The organism is Actinoallomurus soli (assembly GCF_024055715.1).
Taxonomy (GTDB): domain Bacteria; phylum Actinomycetota; class Actinomycetes; order Streptosporangiales; family Streptosporangiaceae; genus Actinoallomurus; species Actinoallomurus soli.
In genome coordinates this window covers 99410-121433 of sequence record NZ_JAMXMV010000020.1, presented here as the reverse complement: position 1 = coordinate 121433, position 22024 = coordinate 99410, and the positions used below count along the sequence as shown (strand labels likewise).

General features: G+C 72.3%; 18 protein-coding genes. 1 reads left to right on the top strand and 17 read right to left on the bottom strand.

Translation table 11 applies throughout. The annotated features are described in order from the left end of the window. Positions 1–70: 70 nt before the first annotated feature. Positions 71–910, bottom strand: coding sequence for a class I SAM-dependent methyltransferase (locus NDW01_RS34660; protein ID WP_252828572.1), 840 nt, complete (start codon positions 908–910; stop codon positions 71–73). Between the two features lie 162 nt (positions 911–1072). Between NDW01_RS34660 and NDW01_RS34655 the strand changes: the two genes are divergently transcribed. Beyond that, positions 1073–1888 carry an SAM-dependent methyltransferase gene (locus NDW01_RS34655; RefSeq protein WP_252828570.1) on the top strand — a complete coding sequence of 272 codons (816 nt, stop codon included), beginning with the start codon at positions 1073–1075 and terminating at the stop codon, positions 1886–1888. Positions 1889–1903: 15 nt separating this feature from the next. Here NDW01_RS34655 and NDW01_RS34650 read toward each other — a convergent pair whose 3' ends face one another. From NDW01_RS34650 to NDW01_RS34575, 16 genes are all read right to left on the bottom strand, one after another. Beyond that, positions 1904–2728: an HpcH/HpaI aldolase/citrate lyase family protein gene (locus NDW01_RS34650; protein WP_252828569.1), complete on the bottom strand. Its 825-nt coding sequence runs from the start codon at positions 2726–2728 to the stop codon at positions 1904–1906. A 61-nt stretch (positions 2729–2789) separates the two neighbouring features. Continuing rightward, positions 2790–4001: a CaiB/BaiF CoA transferase family protein gene (locus NDW01_RS34645; RefSeq protein ID WP_252828568.1), complete on the bottom strand. Its 1212-nt coding sequence runs from the start codon at positions 3999–4001 to the stop codon at positions 2790–2792. After that, on the bottom strand, positions 3998–5338 hold the full coding sequence (locus NDW01_RS34640) for an ADP-ribosylglycohydrolase family protein (protein ID WP_252828567.1): 1341 nt from the start codon (positions 5336–5338) through the stop codon (positions 3998–4000). The genes NDW01_RS34645 and NDW01_RS34640 overlap by 4 nt, the downstream gene beginning before the upstream one ends. Then, positions 5338–6471, bottom strand: coding sequence for an ADP-ribosylglycohydrolase family protein (locus tag NDW01_RS34635; protein ID WP_252828566.1), 1134 nt, complete (start codon positions 6469–6471; stop codon positions 5338–5340). The genes NDW01_RS34640 and NDW01_RS34635 overlap by 1 nt, the downstream gene beginning before the upstream one ends. Then, the gene (locus tag NDW01_RS34630; protein ID WP_252828565.1) at positions 6468–7499 is read right to left on the bottom strand and encodes an ADP-ribosylglycohydrolase family protein; all 1032 of its coding nucleotides are present in this window, start codon (positions 7497–7499) and stop codon (positions 6468–6470) included. The genes NDW01_RS34635 and NDW01_RS34630 overlap by 4 nt, the downstream gene beginning before the upstream one ends. A gap of 16 nt (positions 7500–7515) precedes the next feature. Then, positions 7516–8505 (bottom strand): ADP-ribosylglycohydrolase family protein, encoded by a 990-nt coding sequence (locus NDW01_RS34625; RefSeq protein WP_252828564.1) that lies wholly within the window; start codon positions 8503–8505, stop codon positions 7516–7518. After that, positions 8502–9800: an ABC transporter substrate-binding protein gene (locus NDW01_RS34620; protein ID WP_252828562.1), complete on the bottom strand. Its 1299-nt coding sequence runs from the start codon at positions 9798–9800 to the stop codon at positions 8502–8504. The genes NDW01_RS34625 and NDW01_RS34620 overlap by 4 nt, the downstream gene beginning before the upstream one ends. 13 nt (positions 9801–9813) lie before the next feature. Then, on the bottom strand, positions 9814–10632 hold the full coding sequence (locus NDW01_RS34615; RefSeq protein WP_252828561.1) for a carbohydrate ABC transporter permease: 819 nt from the start codon (positions 10630–10632) through the stop codon (positions 9814–9816). Further along, complete coding sequence (locus NDW01_RS44070) at positions 10629–11579, bottom strand: carbohydrate ABC transporter permease (RefSeq protein ID WP_252828560.1); 951 nt, start codon at positions 11577–11579, stop codon at positions 10629–10631. The genes NDW01_RS34615 and NDW01_RS44070 overlap by 4 nt, the downstream gene beginning before the upstream one ends. Next, entirely contained in the window at positions 11576–12583 is a 1008-nt protein-coding gene (locus NDW01_RS34605; protein WP_252828559.1) for a LacI family DNA-binding transcriptional regulator, read from the bottom strand. The genes NDW01_RS44070 and NDW01_RS34605 overlap by 4 nt, the downstream gene beginning before the upstream one ends. A gap of 628 nt (positions 12584–13211) precedes the next feature. Next, a complete protein-coding gene (locus NDW01_RS34600) occupies positions 13212–14939 on the bottom strand; it encodes a glycoside hydrolase family 6 protein (RefSeq protein ID WP_308211842.1) in 1728 nt (575 codons plus the stop codon). A 151-nt stretch (positions 14940–15090) separates the two neighbouring features. Next, on the bottom strand, positions 15091–18012 hold the full coding sequence (locus NDW01_RS34595) for a glycoside hydrolase family 48 protein (RefSeq protein ID WP_252828558.1): 2922 nt from the start codon (positions 18010–18012) through the stop codon (positions 15091–15093). Between the two features lie 78 nt (positions 18013–18090). Then, positions 18091–19116, bottom strand: a complete 1026-nt coding sequence (locus tag NDW01_RS34590; protein WP_252828557.1) for a LacI family DNA-binding transcriptional regulator — start codon at positions 19114–19116, stop codon at positions 18091–18093. A gap of 241 nt (positions 19117–19357) precedes the next feature. After that, positions 19358–20143, bottom strand: coding sequence for a CPBP family intramembrane glutamic endopeptidase (locus NDW01_RS34585; RefSeq protein WP_252828556.1), 786 nt, complete (start codon positions 20141–20143; stop codon positions 19358–19360). Beyond that, positions 20131–20883 carry an enoyl-CoA hydratase-related protein gene (locus tag NDW01_RS34580; protein ID WP_252828555.1) on the bottom strand — a complete coding sequence of 251 codons (753 nt, stop codon included), beginning with the start codon at positions 20881–20883 and terminating at the stop codon, positions 20131–20133. The genes NDW01_RS34585 and NDW01_RS34580 overlap by 13 nt, the downstream gene beginning before the upstream one ends. Before the next feature lie 315 nt (positions 20884–21198). Continuing rightward, on the bottom strand, positions 21199–21969 hold the full coding sequence (locus NDW01_RS34575; RefSeq protein ID WP_252828554.1) for a TetR/AcrR family transcriptional regulator: 771 nt from the start codon (positions 21967–21969) through the stop codon (positions 21199–21201). Positions 21970–22024: the final 55 nt, after the last annotated feature.

The window sequence follows — 22024 nt, the reverse complement described above, 5'->3', positions numbered from 1 at the left end:
CGCATCGTAGTGAGCCGCGCCGCGCGACGGCCCCTCAGGCGGGACGGGCCCCCTTCGCGGCGCGCCGGCCTCAGGCCGGGCGACGAGCGGTCACGAGCCAGGCCGTGCCGCGGAGCCGGACGCCCTCGGGCCGGGCGAAGGGCCGGAGCGCGGCCGTGAGCGCGTCACTCGCCCGGGTGGCCGCCTCCGGGCTCACCTGGCGCAGCTGGTACCTCACCGGCCCCCAGTCGCGGATGAACCCGGCGGCGTCGGCGAGGTCCCGGCCCCAGGTCTGGTCCGCCTCGACGAGCGTGCACTCGACCTCACCGAATCCGGCTTCGGCCAGCACCTGCCGTACGCGTGCGGGGTCCGCGAACGACGTCGGCCCGGTGCCGTCGGGCCCGGTGGGCCGCGGCAGGTGGGCGGCCATCACCCCGAAGACGGCGCCCAGGTCGGTGCCCTCGAGCCCGGTCATGCACACGAAGGCCAGGCGCCCGCCCGGCAGGAGCGCGCGGCCGATGTTGGTGAACGCGGCGAGCGGATCGGCGAAGAACATCACTCCGAACCGGCTGATCGCCGCGTCGAAGCCGCCCGCGGGGAAGGCGTGGACCTGGGCGTCCGCCTGCTCGAAGGTCATGTTGGCCAGGCCCTCCTCGGCGGCCCGGGAGCGCGCTCTGGCGAGCATGGGCGCGGACAGGTCGATCCCGTGGACCCGGCCGGACCGGGCCGTACGGGCGGCGAGTCGCGTCAGCTGCCCGTTGCCGCAGCCGATGTCCACCACCCGGTCCCGCTCCCCGATCGCGGCCGCGTCCAGCACGAACCGGTTGAAGCCGCTGTTCACGGCGTCGTACCGGTCGGCGTGACCGGCCCAGTGCTCCCCCTCGTATCCGTTCCACGCCTCGGCCTGCCCGGCGTTGACGATCTGCGACATCACGGCTCCTCGCCTCGGGTCATGAACACACGTTCATGAACATGCGTTCATAGTGGTCCGATCGGCGGCGGCCGTCAAGCACTCAAGGGGCCGACATCGCGGCGAACCGGAGGAACCGGCAGGATGGGGATCACGCCCATCGGACGGCAGCGAGGGAGACCCGTGAACGACAGGTCCACCAGCCCCGAACCGGCGCCGACGCCGGAGATCGACACGAGCGTCCCCCACTCCGCCCGCGTCTGGAACTACTGGCTGGGCGGCAAGGACAACTATCCGGTCGACCGCGCGGCCGGCGACCAGTACCGGGAGATCTTCCCCGGCATCGTCGACACCGCCCGCGCCGCCCGCCATTTCCTCGCCCGCGCCGTACGGCACCTGGCCGGCGAGGAGGGCATCCGGCAGTTCCTCGACGTGGGCACCGGCCTGCCGACGGTCGACAACACCCATGAGGTGGCGCAGCGCGTCGCGCCCGGCTGCCGGATCGTCTACGTCGACAACGAGCCGCTGGTCCTCGCGCACGCCCGCGCGCTCCTGACGAGCTCCGCCGAGGGCAGGACCGACTACATCGACGCCGACATGCGCGAGCCCGAGAAGATCGCCCAGGCGGCGGCCGACACGCTCGACCTGACCCGCCCCGTCGCGTTGATCTTCATGGGCGTGCTGGGCCACCTCGAGGACTACACGGAGGCCCGGTCGATCGTCCGGCGGCTGATGGAGGCGCTCCCCTCCGGCAGCTTCCTCGCGCTCGCCGACAGCGTCGACGTCGGAGCGGCCCACCGGGAGGCGAGCCGACGCTACAAGGACAGCGGTGCGATCCCCTACCACCTGCGGACGCCGGAACAGATCACCGGTTTCTTCGCGGGCCTGGAGCCGGTCGAGCCGGGCATCGTGCCGATTCAGCGGTGGCGCCCCGAACCGGACCCGTTCGGCCCGCCCAGGGAGGTCGCGACCCTCGGCGGCGTCGCCCGCAAGCCCTGAGCCGCCGAGGTCCGGTCAGGCGGGCCGCTCGCCGGAGACCTCCGTGAGGACGTTCCGCGCCTGGCGGACGACGGCGAGATCGACGAAACCACCGTCGGGGAGGGCCACGGCCCCGGTCCCCGTCGCGTCCCCCTCCTCGTAGGCCGCGACGATCCGGCGGGCGGCGGCGACCTCCTCGGCGGTCGGCCGGTACACCTCGGCGATCACCGGCAGCTGGGCGGGGTGGATCGCCGCCCGCCCCCGGAATCCGAGGGCGCGGCCGAGCCGGCAGGACGCGGCCAGCCCGTCCAGGTCGCGGATGTCGGGATGGACCGACTGGACCGGAGCGGGCAGACCGGCGGCCCGCGCCGCCACGACGATCCGTGACCGCGCCCAGGCCAGCCCGGTCTCATCGGCCACGCCGAGGTCCGCCTTGAGGTCGGCCTCGCCGAGCCCGATGGAGGCCACCGCCGGGTGGGCGGTCGCCAGGTCGTGCGCCCGCTCGACGCCCAGCGCGGACTCCAGGAGCAGGTGCAGGCCGGCGCCCGGGACGAGATCCGCGATCCGCCGTACCCGGTCCACGGACTCGATCTTCGGCAGGCGGACGCCGTCCGTCGCGGGGAGCAGTCCGGCCAGGGCCGCCAGGTCGGCGCGGCCCCAGCCGGATCGCACGTCGTTGACTCGGACCTGGACCGGGCGCGTCGGCTCCGCCAGCACGGCGGCGACGTGCTCTCGTGCCCGGTCCTTGTGCGCCGGGGCCACGGCGTCCTCCAGGTCGAGGATCACCACGTCCGCGTCGGTGGCGAGCGCCTTGGCCACGCGGTCGGGCCGGTCGGCGGGGACGTACAGCAGCGTCGTCATTCGCGGATCCCCTCACGGGCGCCCGGCACGTCCGCCGGGGACGGGAGGCACGCCGGCACGCTCAGATCACCCCGCGGGCGCGGAGCGCGTCGATCTCGTCGGCGGTCAGGCCGGCCGCACCGAGGACGCGGTCGGTGTCGGCACCGTGCGCGCGCCCGGTCCAGCGCAGCGTGCCGGGCGTCGCCGACAGCCGGAACAGGACGTTCTGCATGCGCAGCGGCCCGAAGTCCGGGTCGTCGACGGTCGTGATCGCATCCAGCGCGGCGAGTTGCGGATCGGCCATGAGGTCGCGCACGTCGTAGATCGGCGCGACCGCCGCCTCGGCCTTCTCGAACTCGGCGAGCACCTGCTCCCGGGTGCGCTCGCCCACCCACGCGGCGACCGCCGCGTCAAGCTCGTCGGCGTGCGCGGCCCGGCCGGCGCCCGTCGCGAACCATGGCTCGTCGACGTACTCCGGCCGTCCGACCAGGCGCATCACCCGCTCGGCGATGTTCTGCGCCGAGGTGGAGACCGCCACCCAGGAGCCGTCCGCGCAGCGGTAGGTGTTGCGCGGCGCATTGTTGACCGAGCGGTTCCCGGTACGCGGCGGAACGAGCCCGAGCTGGTCGTACGCGGTCGGCTGGCCGCCGAGCACGGTGAGGATCGGCTCGAGGATCGACAGGTCGACGACCTGCCCCCGGCCCGTCAGGTCGCGGGCCCGCAGCGCCGTCATCACCGCGTACGCCGTGGCGAGCGCGGCGATGCCATCGGCGAGCCCGAACGGCGGCAGCGTCGGCGGCCCGTCCGGTTCCCCGGTCATCGCCGCGAACCCGCTCATCGCCTCGGCGAGCGTGCCGAACCCGGGGCGCCGCGCGTACGGGCCGAACTGCCCGAAGCCGGTGACCCGGGCGAGCACGAGGCCGGGGTTGGCCTCCTGGAGCCGCTCGTAGGACAGGTTCCAGCGTTCGAGGGTGCCGGGGCGGAAGTTCTCGATGATGACGTCGGCGTCGCGGGCCAGGCGGAGCAGGACGTCCTGTCCCTCGGGCTCCGACAGGTTCAGGGTGATCGTCTGCTTGTTCCGGCCGAGCATCTTCCACCACAGGCCGATGCCGTCCTTGGCCGCCCCGTGCCCGCGCGCGGGGTCGGGCCGGCGGGGATGCTCGACCTTGACGACCTCGGCGCCGAAGTCGCCGAGGAACATCGCGGCCATCGGCCCGGCGAACAGCGTCGCCAGGTCCAGGACGCGGACGCCGTCCAGCGGGCGGGTCATCGCCGGCCCCTCTCGTTCTGTCATCGCCGCTCCGCGAGGGCGGCGGTCCGGGCGGCCAGGTCGGTGAGGCGCACGCCGTCGAATCCGGTCAGGCTGCTGGCGACGCGGTCGCGCAGCGGCCGGGTCCACCGCTCGGGCAGGCGACCGGCGCCCAGCAGGGCTCCGGCGACCGATCCGACCGTCGCGCCGTCGGAGTCGGTGTCCCAGCCGCCCGCCACCGCGGCCGCGATCGACCGGGTGAAGTCGCCGGCGCCGTGGACCAGGGCGGCGGCGACGAGCGCGGCGTTGTTGACGGAGTGGACCCAGTGCAGGTCGCCGTGGCGTTCGTACAGCCCGTCGATGACCCGTTCGACGTCGGTCTCCGCGCGGGCCGACGCGACGGCCCGGCGTACGGCCCGTGCCAGGCGGGACTCCGGCGGCACCACCGCCAGCCCCGCCTCGACGATCTCGTCCACCGTGCGGGCGGTCAGGGCGGCGGCGCACATCGCCGCGGCGAACATCGCGCCGTAGACGCCGTTGGCCGTGTGGCTGAGCCGGGCGTCCCGGTGCGCCATCGACGCGGCTGCGGCCGGATCGCCGGGGTTGACCCAGCCGTACACGTCGGCGCGGATCTGCGCGCCGATCCACTCGCGGAACGGGTTGCGGTACGTCGCCGTGCGCGGCGGCTCGACGCCGAGCAGCAGGTTGCGGTACGCGACCCGCTCGGCGGTGAACACCCGGCCGCCCGGCAGCTCGTCCAGCCATGCCTGCGCGACGTCGTCGGTCGTGAAGTCCCGCCCGTACCGCTCCAGGATCGCCAGGGCGAGCATCGGGAAGTTGAGGTCGTCGTCCTCGGGAGTGCCGTCGAGGTTCTCGGCGAGGCTGGTCGCCGCGCTGCGCCGGTTCCACGGCCAGCGTTCAGCGATCTCGGCGGGAAGACCCTCGGCGGTGAACCAGCCGCGGATCGGCCAGTTGCCGGTCGCCTCGGCGATCTCCCGGATGCCAGCACGGGGGATCTTCTCCACGGGCTTGCCGAGGACGCACCCGGCGGCCCGGCCGAGCCACGCGCCGTGCAGCCGGTCGAAGGCCACGGGGCGGGGCCCGCCCGCCGGCCAGTCAGGGCAGGCGGCGATGATCTCGTCGAGCTCGGTCGGCTCGTCGTACGGTGACGGCATCGCCGCGAGCTCGTCGAGCAGCTGCTCGGCCAGCGTCCGCAGCTGCGGCGACGCCGGCTCCGGCGAGGCCCCCGCGCGCGGCGGCGCGTCGTGTCCGCCGGCGGCGTGCCAGCGCGTGGCGACGTCGGCGACGTCGCGGCCGTCCTGCGCGGCCTGGCGGAGCTCGTGCCCGATCAGGTCCTCGGGCTGGATCCAGGTCAGCCGCATCACAGCAGCTCCGCGAACGCCTGCTCGTGCGCGCGCCGCCGGGCCACGTCGGCGGCGTGCACGCGCTCGGCCACCGCCGCGATCGCCAGACCGGGCGCCTCCAGGTCCAGGCGGCTGGCGACCGCGACGTCCTCACGCCAGTCGGCGGGCACGGCCGCCTTCCCGCCCAGCGCCCCGGCGATCGCACCGCCCATGCTGGCGATCGAGTCGGCGTCGCGGCCGTAGTTGATCGCGCCGAGCACGGTCTCGCGGTAGCCGCCGCCCGCGATGAGCAGGAATGCCAGCGCGAGCGGCAGTTCCTCGATGCTGTGGACGCGGCTGGGGCGTCGCGCGCCCAGGCCCTGATCGCGGTAGGTGTCGGCGACGGTGTCGTACGGCCGCATCGCGTCGCGCAGGGCGTCGAAGGAGCCCTCCCAGCGCGCGTGGCCGCGGGCCCGCTCGCAGACCGCCTCGATCGCCGCCCTGGTGCCGTCCTTGGCGAGCCGCACGGCCGCCGAGACGACCGAGTCCGGCGTGGCGCCCGGCCGCATCGCCTCGGCCACGGCCGCGGCGAACACGCCCGCGGCCTCCCGGCCGTAGCTGGACTGGTGGGCCCCGGCGAGGTCGATCGCCTCGGCGTACGCGCCGTCGGGATCGGCGGCGTTGACGACGCCGACCGGCGCCATGTACATCGCCGCGCCGCAGTTGACGATGTTGCCCACGCCCGCCTCACGCGGGTCGACGTGGCCGTAGTGCAGCCGGAGCACGAGCCACTTCTCGGCGAGGAACACCCGCTGCAGCGGCAGCGCCTCCGCCTCCAGCTCGGGGATCCAGCGCTTCTCCCCCATCATCTCCGGCACGAGGTGCTCGGCGGCGGCGTACGCGTCCAGGTGGCCGCCCACCCGCTCGTACACCCGGACCAGGGCGTGCGTCATGAGGGTGTCGTCGGTGACGTGCCCGTCGCCCTTGTGATACGGCGCGATCGGGCGCGCGTTCCGCCAATCGGCGAAGTACGGCGGGACGATGCCGGTGACGGGGCCGTCGTAGCGTTCCCGGATCTGCTCGGGGGTCCAGCCCTCCGTCGCCCCGCCGAGCGCGTCCCCGACCGCCGCGCCCACGAGCGCGCCGACGGCCTTGTCCTGCAACGGAGTCATCCCGTTCCTTCCTGGTGCGCGGTCCCGGACGGTCCGGGACCGCTGAGTCGATCGGCGATGGCGACGAGGTCGGCGCCGGCGAGCTCCGGCAGGCAGCAGCCGGCGAGGTGGCGGGCGCGTTCCCGCCAGGTCTCCGGCAGGGCCGCCCATCCGGTGATCGCACCGGTCAGCGCGCCGGTGAGCGCGGGCGCCGAGTCGGCCAGCGACGCCAGGCAGGCGGCGGCCGGGACGGCCCTGGCCAGGTCGCCGTCGGACGCGCGGGTGAGGGCGAGCGCCACCGGCACCGTCCGCGCCGCCGCGACGCCGTAGCTGTACACGTGGTCCTGGAGGGCCGCGTCCAGGCTCGGGACGAGGGCGAACGCGTCGCCGGGCAGGTCGAGCGCGTCCGTCGCCGCCCCGTGGATCGCGGTGCCCGGAGGCAGTTCCGCCAGGGCGGCGGCGACGGCGTCACCCGCCGGAGCGCCCGCCACCGCGACGGCGGTCGCGGCGGCCATCGCCCCGGCCGCGTGCACGCCGTCCTCGGCGTTGGTGATCACCGCGTCGGCGCGCGCGGCCCGGGACGCGTCCTCCGGCGCGCCCGGATGAGCGGCCCCGAACGCGACCGCCCGCACGGCCGCGGCGTCGTCGAAGAAGTGCGGGTTGTCGTGACCGCTCGCGGGCGGATCGACGCCGCGCGCCAGGTTGTCCAGCGCGGTGCGCACCGAGATCCGGGCCCGTACGTCGTCGCCCAGTGCCTCGAACGCCCCGCGGCGGTCGGTGCCCAGCGTGCGCGCGGTCCAGGCCAGCCACTCGGCGTCGTCGGACGGGCCGACCGCGAGGGCGGCGACCGGCTGGTTCAGCGCGAACGGCACCGGCAGCGTCGTCACCCGGTGCTCCTCGGCGAAGCCGTCGAGTTCCCGGCCGAGCCGGCGGGTCCACGGGGCGAGCAGGCCCCACCTGTGCCGCGCGGCCGGCCAGCCGGCCGCGTCGCCGATCGCCAGCCCGGCGAACGCGCCGCGCACCCGGTCGCGCGGATCCCCCGATGCCATCTGTCTCCTCGCTCGTTCAGCCGTGCGTCTTGCGCGCCCGTGCGAGCGCGTCGGCGACCTCGCGGACGTCCCTGCCCGCCACGGCGGGCAGGCAGGCCCCCCGCACCGGGCCGATCGCCCGCGCCCAGCGCTCCGGAACGCCGCCCTCACCACGGCCTGCGCCCGCGAGCGCCCCGGCGATGGCGGCGGTGGTGTCGGCGTCGCGGCCCAGGCTCACCGCCGTGACCGCGGACTCCTCGACGTCGCCACCGCCGGTCAGGTACGCGGCGAACGCCAGCGCCACCGCCTCCGGGGCCAGGTCGGTCCAGGGGTAGTGCCGCGCGACGACGGCCTCGTGCAGGTCCGCCGCAAGGCGATCCCGGTCCCGGCCCGCGGTGATCCGCACGGCGGCGCGGACGCTGCGGGCGGTCCAGGAGTCCTCCGGGACCGCGCCCAGTCCGGCGGCCACGACGCCGGCGGGCGGCGCGCCGGTCATGGCGGCGGCGACCGCCGCCGCGACGGCACGTCCGCCGAGGATCCCCTCGCCGCTGTGGCTGACCGCGCCGTCGACGGTCACGAGCCGTGCCGCCTCGTCCGGGTCACCTGCCGCGAACACCCCGTACGGTGCGGCGCGCATCGCCAGGCCGTCGGACCAGCCGTGGTCGTGCCGGCGCCCGGTCAGCGGCGGGGTCAGTCCCCGCCGCAGGGCTTGGACCGTTCCCAACTCGGAGAAGCCCGCGCCCTTCATCGGCCCGTCGATCGGCAGGACCTGCTCCCGGTAGGCGGCGACGACGTCCTCGGTCGTGAGCGCCGACCCGTGCGCCGTCAGCAGGGACGCCGCGAAGATCGCGTACTCGGTGTCGTCGGTGCCCGCCGGGCCGCCGTCCGGGCCGGGCTCCAGCTCGGTGAGGCGGCCCCAGCGCCGGGTGATCTCCTCGGGCGTGAGGTTCTCGGCGGGCCGCCCGAGGGCGTCGCCGGCCGCCAGGCCGAGCAGGCACCCACGGGCGCGGTCGCGGAACTCGCTCACTTGTTGTAGCGCTCCAGGACCTTGTCGCCGTCCTGGGTCAGCTTCTGCGCCAGCTGGTCAATCGTGATCTTGTTGGCGAAGTAGGACTGCAGGACCGGCGTCGCCACCTTGCTCTTGAACTCGTCGAAGCCGTTGACCTTGAGGTACGGCGCCAGGATCAGGCTCTTGGCCGAGGCGGTCGCGACGTTCCAGCCGTACTTGTCCGTGGTCAGCGTCGGGTCCTGGGCCGCCGTCTTGCTCGTCGGGATCAGCCAGTCGCCCTTGGCGAGGTCCACCTGGTGCTGCCCGTTCAGGAACCAGGAGATGAACTGCATCGCCTCCTTCGGGTGCTTGCTGTCGGCCGCGACCGAGAGCGTCTGTGAGATCGCGCCCTGCTGGGTCGTCTGGCCCTTCAGCGGCGGGATCGTCACCCACTGGAAGCCGCTCGGCGCCTGCTCGACGACCTGTTGCCGCAGGTAGATCCCGGCGGGCACCATCGCGTACCTGCCGGCGTAGAACCCGGGCAGCGGGTCGGTGGTGCCCATGCCGAGCGTCGAGGGGTCGGCGGTCTTGTCCTTGTAGAGCTGGTCGTGGATCCGCTGCAGGACCTCCTTCTCCTGCGGGCCGACCTTGACCGTCGTCTTGCCGCCGGAGGTCTGGAAGAAGGTGCCGCCGAAGTTCAGCGAGAGGTTGAGCACCTTGTTCACCGGCGACTTGAGCGGCCACGCGATGCCGTACCGCTTGCCGACGGTGAGCTTCTTGCTGATCTGCTGGAACTCGTCCCAGGTCCAGGGGTCGCCGGACGTGGGAATGCGCACCTTTGCGGCGTCCAGCATCTTCTTGTTGGCGAGGATGACCTGCGACTCCTGCAGGAACGGCACCCCGTAGATCCCCTGCCCGCCCTGCCCGTCGAACGTCGCGGTGCCCCAGGCGGCGTCCGGGATGTCGTTCTTGAGCCCGGTCGGAATCAGCTTGGTCAGGTCGGCGAGGTAGCCCTGCCCGGCGAAGCCCGCGAGGGCGGAGGAGTCGTCGTGGATGACGTCCGGCGGGTCGCCGCCCTCGAAGGAGGTCACCAGCTGGTCGTTGACGTTGTCCCAGCTGCCCTGGACGTACTGGACCTGGATCTTCGGATTGGCCTTGTTCCACTCCGTGACGAGCCGCTTGTTGGCGGCCAGGGAGTCCTTCTGCCAGGCCAGGCTCAGGAATTTCAGTGTGACCGGCTTGCCGGAGTCGTTGCCGCCCCCGGAACACCCGGCGGTCAGGCCGAGCACGGTGGCGGCGGCGACCGCGAGCGCGGAGCGAAGACCGCGACGCATGGGGTACCTCCTACTAACCCTTGACGGCGCCGGCGGTGAGGCCCGAGCGGAGCCGGCGTTGGATGATGGCGAAGAAGACGAGACTGGGGACGGTGGCCAGCAGGGACGCGGCGGCCAGCGGGCCGAGCCGGGCGGCCTGCTCCGCGCCGGTGAACTTCACCAGCGTCAGCGGCAGGGTCGCCTTGTCCGGGTCCTTGAGGATCACCAGGGCGAAGAAGAACTCGTTCCAGGAGGAGATGAAGGAGAACAGCAGGGCGGCGACGACCCCGGGGGCGAGCAGCGGCGCGACGACGTTGACCAGGGTCCTGATCCGCCCGGCGCCGTCGACGGCGGCGGCCTCCTCCAGTTCGCGGGGCACGCCGCGGACGTACCCCTGCAGCATCCACAGTGCGAACGGCAGGACGAAGGTGACGTGCACGAGGACCAGCCCCGGCAGCGTGTTCACCAGGTCGAGCCGGCGCAGGATGATGAAGAGCGGGATGATGATCAGCACGACCGGAAAGACCTGGCTGACCAGCACCCAGCCGATCGCGATCCGGTTCAGCACCGATCGCCGCCGCGCCAGCGCGTACGCCGCCGGGAGCGCGATCGCGACGGTGAGCACCGCCACGGAGACCGCGACGATCAGGCTGCGGAGGGCGCTGCCGGTCAGGTCCTGCGCGGCGAAGGCGTCGCTGAAGTTGCGCAGCGTCGGGTGGTGCGGGATCCAGCGCGGATGCAGGGTCGCCATCTCGCGCGGCGTCTTGAACGCCGTCGACAGCAGCCACAGCAGCGGAAAGACCAGGAAGACGAGGTAGCCGAGCAGCCCGGCGTACTTCAGCGTGGTTTTCACCGGCTCTCCTTCATCTGACGCCAGAGGTAGAAGCCGAGGACCACGAGGACGACGATGGTGATCGCGACGCCGAGCGCCGCCGCGTACCCGAAGAACCCGTAGCGGAACGCCTCCTCGTAGGCGAAGAGCATCGGCAGGCGGGTACGGCCGCCGGGACCGCCCTGGGTCAGCGCGTAGACCATCGCGAACTGGTTGATGTTCCACACGAAGTCCAGCGCGGTGATCGTGACGATCACCGGCCGCAGCTGCGGCAGTGTCACGTTCCAGAAGCGGCGCCAGACGCTCGCGCCGTCGACGGCGGCCGCCTCGTGCAGCTCCTTCGGCACGCCCTGCAGCCCGGCGAGCAGCACCACGGTGGTCTGCGGCATCCCGGTCCAGACGCCGACGACGATGATCGCCGGGAGTGCGGTGCCGAAGTCGTTGAGCCAGTCGACGTTGTGGTCGAGCAGGTGCACGTCCTGCAGGACGGCGTTGAGGACGCCGGCGTTGGGGTGGTAGACCAGCCGCCACATCAGCCCGATCACGATGGGCGGCATCGCCCACGGCGCCATCGCCAGCACCCGGGCGAGCGTGCGGAGACGGAGGTTCTGGTTCAGCAGCAGCGCCAGCCCGAGCGCGGCCAGGAACTGCAGCACGGTGACGCTGACCGCCCAGATCAGGCCGATCTTGAACGACGACCAGAAGTCGGTGTCCGCGAGGACGTCGCCGAAGTTCTTCAGCCCGACAAAGGAGATGACGGCGTTCCGGCCGCCGCGCGCGTCCGTGAACGACAGGTAGATGCCGTACAGCAGCGGCCCGACGCTGAACAGCAGCACCGGCACGAGCGCCGGCAGCAGCAGGATCAGCGTCCCGCGGTCGCCTCGGGCGCGCGGCCTCGGGCTCGGGTCGGCCGGGCGCCCGGCCCGTGGCGGGCGGGCCGCGGTCGGTGCGGCGGTCACGTGGCTCACGGAGCCCCCTCCGTCGAGGCGCGGACGGCGAGCGTGGGCTCGACCGTGACGATCCGGGGCGCGGCGGCGCCGTCGTTCAACCGGTCGAGGAGCAGTTCGGCGGCCCGCCGGCCGCGCTCGGCCGACCCGAGCCCGACGCTGGTGAGCGTCGGCCAGGCCGCGGTCGCCAGTTCGGTGTCGTCCATGCCGACGAGCGCGACGTCCTCCGGCACCCGCAGCCGTTCCTCCCTCAGGACGTCGAGCGCGCCGAGGGCGATCAGGTCGTTGGCGCACAGGAGGGCGTCCGGCCGGGCCCGTTCGAGGAGCCGGCGTGCCGCGAGGGCGCCCTCGGCGCGGTAGAAGTCACCGACCTCGACCAGGTTCGGGTCGTACGGCAGGCCGAGCGAGGCGAGCGCGTCGGTGTAGGCGGTGGCGCGCGCCGCGCCCGGGACCGTGTCGAGCGGGCCGTTGAGGAGGCCGATCCTCCGCCGCCCAAGGCCGTGCAGGTGCTCCAGGGCCAGCCGCACGCCGGCGCGTGAGTCGGCCCGTACGTTGTCGACCGGCGTGCCCTCGGGCACCGAGCCGATCACGACGACGGGCGCGGGCGCGGAGGTCAGCAGGTCGAGGTGCCGCTGCGCGACGCCGCGCAGCGGGCTGATGATGAGCCCGTCGACGTACCGCTCCCCGAGCCGCCGGAGCACGTCCAGCTCGTCGTCGACGTCGCCGTCGGTCGAGTGCAGGACCAGGCGGTACCCGGCGGCCTTCAGCACGGGCTGGATCTCCCGGACCATCGCGACGTACGTCGGGTTGCCGATGTCCGCCATCGCGAACGCGACCTGGTAGGTGCGGTTGGACTTGAGCGAGCGGGCCACGGCGTTCGGCACGTAGCCGAGCTCGTCGGCCGCGGCCATCACCTTGCGCACGGTCTCCTCGCGGGTCGGCAGCCCGTTCAGTACGCGCGACACCGACGCGATCGAGACCCCCGCACGCGCGGCGATCGTCGTGATCGTCGGTCCCTGAGCCACGGCTTCCCTCCGGCCTCGCCCACGAGCGCCAGCAGCACTCACGGAAGTCGTTACCTTCGTCGTAAACGTTTACAGACCACTGAAGCGACTCCCGTAAACGTTTACGGGAGTGAGGAGTATGAAACACGCCGGAAACCGTCGACGTCAAGTGCCGATCAGGGGGAAGTACCGGGAGTGAACCGGCACGGGCGGGACCCTCAGCAGGCCCGTGAACCTCGCGCCACGGCCTTTACATAGTAAGTTAGCCCCCGGGCCCCGAGACGGGGACGCGTACGGCGCCTGGCCGGCGGCGCGCGGGCTTCCGCCCGCTTGAAGGAGAGACGCCGGGGCCGCCCGGCGCTCCCACACCGTTCGGTGGCGGCCCCGGCGTTCTATCCCTCCAGTCGCCCCGGGCCCGTGGAAGGTTGCCGCCGGATCGACATTTTTCGGAGACGACGAAAGGGCGCCGGGGTCACGGCGCTCCCACCGTTGGGTCCGACCCCGGCGCCCAGTCCATCGATCGCCCGGAGGTTCTCTCCCGGGCGGACATCGGATCAGCGAGTGGTGGGCCGGGCGGAGGCGACATGAGGCATCGCCTCCGCCCGGCGTCGGTGGCGCGGGTCAGGCCCGCGTCATGGCGACCGGTGCCCTACTGCACCGGCGGGTAGGCGTTCTGCAGGAGCTGGTGGAACATCGCGGAGAACCAGTGACCGGACAGCGGGGCGTTCGCCATGGCGCCGGTCGGGCTGTTGCCGTTCCGCACGTTCCCGCCGTAGTTCGGGTCGCACATCTGGTCGAAGCCCTTGCCCTCGTCGTTCGGGATGCTGGTGCTCGACCCGTCGGACTCACCCGGCGGCTTGACCCACGCGTAGGCGTCGAAACCGGCGGCCGGAGCGGCGGTCGGCCGGGCGCCCAGACCCGAACCGGCCTGGTTGCACCAGTCGCCGACGTGCGGCCGGCGGTCGACGCGCTCGGCGTTGACCTGGGTGTTGATGTCGCTCGCCGAGCTCGGGCCGGTCGGCCGGGCCGATCCGCCCCAGCCGTTGCGGGAGGTGTCGATCACCATGCCGATGGTCGACGGGAAGCCGTCGGAGATCAGCTGCTGGCGGAAGGCCGCGCCGAAGCTCGACTCGTCCACGTAGTAGTTCCAGTCCACCCAGGTCGACGCGCGAGTCTGGGAGTTGACCGGCAGGTACGGCTCGGTGGTCGGCGAGTAGTTGGCGGTGTTGATGACGAAACCGTCGACGCTGTTGACGCCCGCCGTGGTGCCCTTGGCGACCGTGGCGAACAGCTGCGCGGCGGGCCCGAAGTTGCTGTCCCAGCCGAGCCAGCCGTGGTGACCGGCGTCGAGGTAGGTGTAGACGTTGCTGATCGCGTGCAGCTTGTTCAGGGCGTACTGGACGCCCTTCACGTAGTTGCCGTTCTGCTGCATCGTCTGGCAGTTGGTGGTCGCGGTGTTGCCGCTGACGTTGGTGACCAGGTTCGGCAGCGAGTCGGGCTCGATGTACGTGATGATCTTGAGGTTCGCGTACTTCGAGTCGCTCATGATCGAGGCGATCGGGTCGATGTACTCGGTCTCGTAGCGGCCGAGATCCGTCGGGCCGAGCTCGCCGTTGGAGGCCAGCGCCGCGCAGTCACGACCGGGCAGGTCGTAGATGACGAACTGCGCGTAGCTCGCGCCCTGCGCCACCGCGGCGTCGAGGTGGGCCTTCAGGCCCATCCCGCCGTTCACACCGTTGATCGCCGCGATGCGGTCCAGCCACACGGCGGTCGGCTGGTTGGCGATCGCGCTGCCGCCGTCGTTCTTGGCCTCGGTCGACCACTCGGAGTTGACGTAGCCCTTGCCGCCCGCGAACGGGTTGTCGACGTGCGATCCGCCACCCGGAGGCGGCGTCGGGGTGATGGTGGGGGTCGGCGTCGGGGTGTCCGTCGGCCCGCCGGGGGTGCCGTTGCACGTGGTGCCGTTCACCTTGAAGGACGTCGGGGCGTCGTTCGTCCCGGAGTAGGAGGCGTTGAAGCCGAGCGACGTCGACGCGTTGGTGGCGAGGCTGCCGTTGTAGGACAGGCTCTTCACCGTGACGTGCTTGCCGGACTGGGAGAACGTCCCACTCCAGCCCTGGGTGACCTGCTGGTTACCGGCGAAGTCCCACTCGAGGGTCCAGGAGCTGAGCGAGTCGCCGAGGTTGGTGATCCCGATGTTCGCGGTGAAGCCGTTGCTCCACTGGTTCACCGAATAGGTCACCTTGCAGCCGGCGGCCGCGTGAGCCCGTCCCATGCCGAACAGCACGGATACGAGGCCGAGCACGAGCGCGGCGATCGCCACGCCCACCCGGTCCATCCGCAGCGCGACGCCGCGGCGGGGGTTGAGTTTCAACAAGGGTGTGTCCTCCTCGGACGGTTCGGGAGTCGCTCCACGGGTCGGAACGGCTCCATTGGGCGGGGGCGGAGGGTCGGGTCGGTGGGTCGGGGATCAGGAGGGGCACGGTGGAGGCTCCGGGGGCGCCGGCCGGCGCCCCCGGAGCGGTCGATCACTGGTTGAAGAGCTGGCCGTAGGTGCCCATCGCCATCGCGATGTCCGCCTGCGCCCAGAACCGGTGGTAGTTGAAGACCGGCGCCGCTCCGCCGTTCAGGTACGACTGGACCTTCGACCAGGAGGGGTCCTGCTTGTACCAGGAGCGGATCGACAGGAACGTCGCGTTGCTGTCGATCTTGTCGCCGTTCGGCATCGTGCCGGTCCAGCCGGAGGGCACGTACACGCCGTCGTGGTTGGTGTTGGACGTGCTGTACGCCTGCGTGAACCGGTTGTAGTCCGTACGGGTCTCCGGCACCGAGATGCCGATCCCGTCCTGGTCGTTGGTCCACATGTCGTCCAGCAGCGTCTGCGCGGTCGCCTTGGCCGTGGTGCTCCCGGACTTCGCCGCGTAGTAGGCCAGGGTCTTGGCGTACGCCGCGGTCACGCCGACATCGTTGGTGTAGTCGGCGATCGTGACGTGCAGGCCGGCGTTGGACCCGGGGCTGGACGGGTTCCAGGTGTCGGGCTGGCCGCTCCAGTGCAGGGTCGAGGGGATCTGGTAGGTCCCATCGGGGTTCAGCGTGGTGTTCGCCGTGGCCCAGGCCACCCACTTGTCCAGCACGGTCTTGGCGGCGGCGTCACCGGTGACGTAGTAGTACTCGGCGACCCGCTCCATCGACCACGCCTGGAAGCCGAACCACTGGTTGCTCGGCGGGTCGTGGTAGACCGGCTCCCAGTCGTAGGCCATGCCGTAGAAGGTGGAGTCGCCGGACGGCGGCGTGCCGTACGCGCCGCCCCAGCTGTTGGTCGCCCCACCGGCGATGGCGCCCTCGGAGGACTGCAGCCAGCGGTAGAACTCCAGCTGCCGCTGCAGGCTCTTCTTCCAGTCGTCCACGCCCGTCGCGGACTTCGGCGCCATGGCCGAGTCGTTGGTGAGGGCGTAGGCCGCCATCGGGTTCTGGTAGCCGGAGTGCGAGGCGCTGTCGCCGATCCGCCAGGCCCAGCCGGCGCTGGTGTCGGTCGCGCCGCCCCAGGCGTAGTACCACGACAGCAGGTAGTGCTCGCTGTCCTTGCCGGTTCCGGCCGGGCAGCTCGGGCTGGTGCAGTTACCGATCTTCTTGAAGTACTTGTCGAAGAAGGAGTACCGCAGGTAGTCGCCCATCTTGCCGGCCTTGGCGACCGTCGCCGAGACGTCCGAGCCCTTGCCCTGCTGCTTGGCCCAGGTGTCGGCCCAGTACGCGGCCTGGATGGCGCGCGCGTCGGCGTCCGGGGCGTCGGTGTACTTCCACTGCTTGGCGTAGCTGGAGTCCTTGATGAACAGGTCCAGGTAGCCGTTCTTGCCGCCGTAGGCCATCTTGTCGCAGGTCGGCTGCGGGATCGTCTCCCACACCGACTCCTGCGGGCCGCGCTGGTAGGTGTTGATGAAGGACGGCGCGTTGGTGTTCGGGCCCTCCTCACAGCCACCGCCGGGCGTGTCGCCGTAGCCGTAGACGTTGTCGACGTCCTGCAGCCAGTGCATGCCGTAGACGTCGTCGGTGCCGTAAGCGGACTTCAGCTCAGCGGCGATCGGGTCCTGGCCGGACGTGACGCTCGAGTCGATCTGCGAGGGGTACTGGTCGGGCAGGTCGTGCTCGGCCGCGTACGTCGCCGGCTTGCCGGCGTTGTAGTAGCTGTTGGTCGGCTGGTCCGCGTGGGACGGGATCATGTACTTCTCCATGATCGCCCAGGCGTTGTTGAACTTGCTCCAGTCGCCGGTGACCTTCCCGTACATCGCCTGCAGCCAGATCATGTAGCTGTAGGCCTCAGAGGTGGTCTCGTGCCCCTGGTCCGGCGCCTCGACCATCAGCGTCTCGACCGAGTGGTACGGGATGCCCTCCTTGCTGAAGTAGCCGTTGGCCGGGTCGGTGATCTTGTTGTACAGCGTGAGGAACCGGTCCTCGTACGCGCCGTTCGACTTCATCTCGGTGACGGTGACGCTCGCGGTGTCGTACCCGGTCGCCTTGGCGGTGAAGGTCGCCGCGCCCGTGCCGGAGGAGTCCGCGCTGATCGTGACGTTCTGCGCGGTCGACCAGTTGGACGGGGTGAAGGTCAGCGTGCCGCCCGCGGAGACCGTCAGGCCGCTGTTCCCGCTGTCGCGCGCGACCGTGACGGTCACGTTGCCGGACGGCTGGCTCGACAGCTTCACGCCGAACGTCCCGGTCTTGCCCTGCTGCACGGTCAGCGCGGTCGGGCTCGCGACGACGGCGGGGCCGCTGGCGACGTGCACGCCGACCGGCGTGGACTCGGCCGTCGCGCCCTGGCTGTCGTACGCCTTGGCGTACAGCGAGTAGTCCCCCGCCGGCACGTTCGTCCAGTTGAAGGAGTACGGCGAGGAGGTGGCGGTGCCGAGCAGCGTCGTGTCGTTGTAGAACTCGACCTTGCTGATCGTCGCGCCGTCGTTGGCGCTCGCGGTCGCGGCCAGCGGGATCGTCCCGCCCGCGCTGTACGTCGCGCCGGCGGCCGGGCTGGTCAGCGACACGGTCGGCGCCTTGTGCGCGCCGTTGCAGGCCGTCCCGTTGACGGAGAAGGACGTCGGCTTGGCGTTCGTGCCGCTGTAGGTGAAGTTACCGCCGAAGCTGACGGAGGCGTTCGTGGCGATCGCGCCGTTCCAGCTCAGGTTCGTGACGGTGACGTCCTGACCCGACTGCGTCCAGTTGCCGCTCCAGCCCTGGCTCAGCTTCTGGTTGCCGGAGTAGGAGTACTTCAGGGTCCAGCCGTTGATGGCGGGGCCGAGGTTGGTCAGCGTGATGTTGGCGGTGAAGCCCGAGCCCCAGTCGTTGACCGAGTAGTCGACCTTGCACTGCACATCGGCGGCGTGCGCGCCTGTGCCGGCGGCGAACATGCCGGCCAGGAGCGACAGGACGACCAGGAACGGTCGCCACCTTTGCCGTCTCTTCATGGGCGGATTCCTCCTGACGGGGAGCACCACCGGCCCGCCGGGCCGGCTGCTGGGGGGTCGGCCTGCGCGGCCGGATGATCACGCGGAGTCGCGGATGATGAGCTTCGTGTTCAGCACGACGCCCTGCCCGGAGGGCGACTCCCCGGCGATGCGGCCGAGCAGCTCCCGGGCCATCCGCACGCCCATGTCCTCGATGGGCTGGCGGACCGTCGTCAGCCGGGGGCGGACCCGGCCGGCGATGGGTGAGTCGTCGAAGCCGACGACGGCGACGTCCTCGGGGACCCGGCGCCCGGTACGGCGCAGCGCGCGCAGCGCCCCGACGGCCATCTGGTCGGAGGCGCACAGCACGGCGTCGATGTCGGGCCTGCGGTCCAGCAGGCGGTTCATCGCGTGCTCACCCGACGCCTGGTGCAGATCACCGTAGGTGATCAGACCGGAGGTCGGGAGGCCGGCGTCACCGACGGCGGCGCGGTAGCCGGCCAGGCGGTCGACGCCCACGGCCCGGTCGGGCGGCCCGGCGATCGTCCCGATCGTCTGGCGCCCGCACTTGAGCAGGTAGTCCACGGCGGTACGCGCGCCGCCGCGGTTGTCGGCGTCGACGTACGGCAGCGGGGTCGTCCACAGCGGCCGCCCGGCCAGCAGGACGGGGACACCCGTCTGCCGGAGGGCCATCGCGGGGGCGCCGTGCGCGCTGATCAGCAGCACGCCGTCGGCACGGCCACCGCGCAGGTACTCCGCGACGGTGCCCCAGCGGCCGGCGCGGCCGACCACCAGGACGACGAGTTCCCGGTCGTCGCCCAGCTCGCGCCGGACGCCCGAGAACAGACGGGCGAAGAAATGATCGGTGAAGACACGGGCGTCGTCCTCGCATACCACCGCGGCGATCGATCCACTGCGACGGTCCGCGGGGGCGGCGCGGTGTCGCACGTAACCGAGGCGTTGCACGGCCTCTTCCACGCGGGAACGGGCGCGCGGGCTGACCCGTGCGGTCCCGTTGATCACACGCGAGGCGGTGGCGGGCGAGACTCCGGCGAGAGCGGCGACGTGGGCTAGCGTCGGCGTCTCGATGGTGCAGGAGGGTGCGGAGAGTTCCCTTCCGTTCACGGAAATGACTCCCTTCGGGCGCTATGGCTCGAGCGGCGGGGGTGTGGGAGCGCTCCCACAATCCAAGGCGCGCGAAAGGGTTGTCAAGGGGAATGTATCGCGTATGTAAACGGGGAGTTTCACGGTGATGATCGCGACGCGTTCGTCCACGCTCACGAACAGGCCGCTTTCCCGCCGGGCCTCCGGAGGCGCCTCGCCCTGGGCGGTGAAAATCGATGAAAGAGGAAGAAAGGGGTGGCGCTCAGGGCAGCCAGGCGACGTGCCCGTGCAGGAGCGTGTATCCGACGAAGGTCACGGCGTCGATCAGTGTGTGCGCGACGATGAGCGGCGCCGCCCGGCCCCACCGCTGGTACAGCCGGCCGAAGATCAGGCCCATGATCACGTTGCCGGCGAACCCGCCGAACCCCTGGTACAGGTGGTACGACCCGCGCAGCACCGCGCTGAGCGTCAGCGCGCGCCCGGGCGACCACTCCAGCTGGGAGAGCCGGTGCAGCAGGTAGCCGGCGACGATGACCTCTTCGAGCACGCCGTTCTGCGCGGCGGACAGCAGCAGCACCGGAATGCGCCACCACACGTCCGGGAGCCGGGCCGGCACGACGGCGAGGTTGGCCCCGGAGTAGTAGGCGGCGAGGTAGAACCCCAGCCCGGCTCCGCCGACGACCGCGGCCAGCGCCGCGCCGCGGAGGGTGTCCCGCAGCGGGTCCCGGCGGTCCACGCCGAGCGTCGCCAGGGACTCCCCCGAGCGGAGCATCAGGTAGGCGACGAGCGCGACCGGCGTCAGGGCGTTCACGATGCCGAACAGCTGGAACATCAGGTCGATCCAGGGCCGTCCCGGCGCGTAGGAACCGACGATCAGGGCCTGCTGGTGCGACAGCGCCTTCGGGGCGGTGAGCGAGGCGATCAGCTGCAGCAGCGCCTGGACCCCGCTGGCGCCCAGCGAGACGGCGAAGACGACCCAGATCTCGGCGGTGAGCAGCCGCCGGCTCGCCGGTGCGGCGCGGACGTCGGCCACGGTCACGGAATCCACCGCGGGTCGCGCTTCTCCAGGAACGCCGCGATCCCCTCCCGTGCCTCCTCCGACGCGAACCGCTCCGCGGACAGCTCGGCCATCCGCGCGAAGTCCTCCGCCACCGACGCGCCCGGGACCATGCGCGGCAGCCGTTTGGCGACGGCGAGGGCCTCCGGAGCGCCCCGCAGGAGCATCCCGGTGTAGTGGGCGACGGTCGCGTCCAGCTCCTCCGGCGGCACGGCGCGGTTCAGCAGCCCGATCTCCTGCGCGCGCCGGGCGTCGAAGACCTCCCCCGTCAGGAAGTACTCGGCGGCGGCGCGGGGCTCCATGCGGCGGAGGCAGGTCACCGCGATCATGGCCGGCACCACGCCGAGCCGCACCTCGCTGAACGCGAACGTCGCGGTGTCCGGCCCGACCGCGATGTCGCAGGCGGTGACCAGACCGAGCCCGCCGGCCCGCGCCGGTCCGTTGAGCCGCGCGACGACGGGCTTCGGGCTCTCCCAGATCAGCGTCAGCAGGCCCGGGACGTCCGGCGGCGCCCCGCCCGCCCGCTGCTCCTTCAGGTCCGCGCCCGCGCAGAACACCGGACCGGTGCCCGTCAGGACGATGACGCGCACGGAGTCGTCCGCGGTCACCGCGGTGAGCGTCTCGCGCAGCTCGGCGACGAGCCGGCTCGACAGCGCGTTGCGGTTCCGCGGCGAGTCCAGGGTGACGGTCGCGACGCCGCCCTCGGCGGTGAGACGGACGAGCGGTTCCATGGTCCTCCCCGGACGCATCCGGGAGGCGTCCCCTGCCGGTGGCCGGGCCACGGCCTGAGGAAGATCCGTCCCGGCCCACAGTGACGGTTTCAGGCGCCGCACGCGTCCGCGTGATCGGCGCGGTCACATCTTACGCAGCCGCCGTCCTCCGGCAGCGGGGCCCGCCGCCCCGCGATCGGGCGGCCATCGCGGCCAGGGTCCGGTGGGGCTTCGGATCCTCGCTCTCGTCGACGAACGCGAAGTGGCCCGCCAGAATCATCCGATGTCTGGAGGGCGACCCGCGCTCCTCGACGCCCGCGCGACCTGGAGCGCCCTCTAGGACTGCGACGGCGGCTGGACTGCGAGGCGGCGCCGGTGGGCGCGCTGGCGGCAGGCCGGGCCGCAGTAGCGGGGCGGCCGTCCGGTGGCACGGACGCGCAGCCGCGCGCCGCATTCGACGCAGTGCCTCTGGGCGGTGGTTCCGTGACGCGGAAGGGAGGATGGGTCACGGAATGCTTCGTCTTTCGTGACCGCCCCGGGGCGCAGTCCGTCCAGCAGCAGCCGCACCAGCAGGGTGCCCCGCACTGGGTCCCGGTGCGCCGAACGCAGCGCGGCGCCGCCGACGGCCAGCGCGGACAGGTCGTCGGCCCGTACGTCGGCGCGTATCGCACCGGCCTCTTTCGCGTCGCGCAGCAGGCGTTCCAGCGCCTCACGGAACCGCCGACCCGCAGCGGCCATCACGACGCGCGGCCAGCCCCGGTCGGCGGTGAGCGCGTCGCAGATGTGCTGCCGGCCCGCCGACTTCTCGATCACTTCCAGGAGGAAGCCGAACAGCGCGTCACCGGGCGCGGCGCGGGCGGCCCACCGGTCGGCGGCGGCCACCAGGCCCTCGATGTGCTCGGCGAGCACCGCCTCGATGAGGATCTCCTTGCTCGGGAAGTGCCGGTAGACGGTCCCGGCGCCGACCCCGGCGCGCTGCGCGATCCGGCCGAGTGAGATCTCCAGCCCCTCCTCGGCGAACACGCGCATCGCCGTGCGCAGCACGGTCTCTCGGTTGCGTCGGGCGTCGGCGCGCCCGGCGGGTGCCGGCGCCGGTCCTGCTGTCATGTCACGAAATCCTTGTCCACGAGGTCGAAGCGGGTGGAGCATTCCGGATCGCTCG